At 41.1% G+C, this 1178-nt stretch carries 2 protein-coding genes; both read right to left on the reverse strand.

What is annotated here, in order from left to right:
* Positions 1–237 precede the first annotated feature (237 nt).
* Positions 238–654, reverse strand: a complete 417-nt coding sequence (locus P2G85_RS21435) for a hypothetical protein (protein WP_275866020.1) — start codon at positions 652–654, stop codon at positions 238–240.
* A 178-nt stretch (positions 655–832) separates the two neighbouring features.
* Positions 833–1018, reverse strand: coding sequence for a hypothetical protein (locus P2G85_RS21445; RefSeq protein WP_275866021.1), 186 nt, complete (start codon positions 1016–1018; stop codon positions 833–835).
* Positions 1019–1178 lie beyond the last annotated feature (160 nt).

Here is a 1178-nt window from a genome sequence, read left to right on the forward strand (position 1 = left end):
CTTCTTGCTTGTCATTTTCAACGGACATAACCATTTCCTTGTAATTAGCAATAAGCAACTAGTTTAATCCAATAAGTAATGTGGTTCTTTGAGATAACTATTGTTTTCCTTGAAAGCTAACGCCGCGTTTAGGTGTGAGCAACGCTAACCACCTAACCTAAAACATTACACCGTAAACACTAAACCCAAACTGGAACTAAAAATGCCAAGCGTTGGGAATCACTCTTGAACGCCTTGTTATGCGTTTTTTCTATTTGAGGTCATCTGGCGGCTAGTGAAGAGCAAACAGCCAGATAAAATTGCCAGCTCACTTACATGTGCGATAAACGAGGCTGAACTACTTATCATACTTCGTTCAAGGAATGGCATCACAACTTCTATCACGATTGCCAATGATACCATCGTATACCCTACGAACATTTGCCAGCGTTTTAGCAACACCGCTAATTGATGAAAAGCCATCAGGTAGAAAACTGAAAATATCGGGAGAATGAACCACGTCAACACTTCAAATGCCATTACTATCACATGCTCTTGGTCACCAATAACCGACATCAAAACTGGTAAAGTGAAGTTCAACAATGAATAGCAAACTGGATACAAAATAATGCCCAACGCCAAATATTTCTGAGCTTTTGCAATTCTACTTTCCACTTGTACACCTTTCTCAAGTTGGAGAGACGCATAACGCCCTGCTAAGGGGTGAGCAACGCAATACGATGCTCCCGCACACCACCCTAATCACTTAAATCAACGCATAGTAAAAATGCCACGCGTTGCGAATCCCTCTTAAGCAGTTTGTTAGGCAAAAGCTAAATATGCTAATGAACACTCACAAAACCGGCTCGATGACCAACTGTTTTTCAGAGTTTGAACTTGAAAACTCGATATCTGAATTTTCACCTGTTTCGATGCTAAATTCTGCGCCTGGTTCTAGATGAAAAGTAATAACCGTATGATTAACCTTAACCGTTAAATCACCAGAATCGGTGCTCACATTCTTGAATTTCTTGCTCATTGCAACTTTCCTTTTCTCTATTTTTTCTATGTATTGCCTAACGCCGCGTTAAGGGGTGCCGGCACGCAATACAAAAGCCTCTACAATGCACCGTAAACACTGAACCCAACGCATATTGAAAATGCCACGCGTGCCAAATCCCTCTTGAACGCCTTGTTAT

The sequence above is a fragment of the Vibrio sp. CAU 1672 genome, from assembly GCF_029223195.1.
Taxonomy (GTDB): domain Bacteria; phylum Pseudomonadota; class Gammaproteobacteria; order Enterobacterales; family Vibrionaceae; genus Vibrio.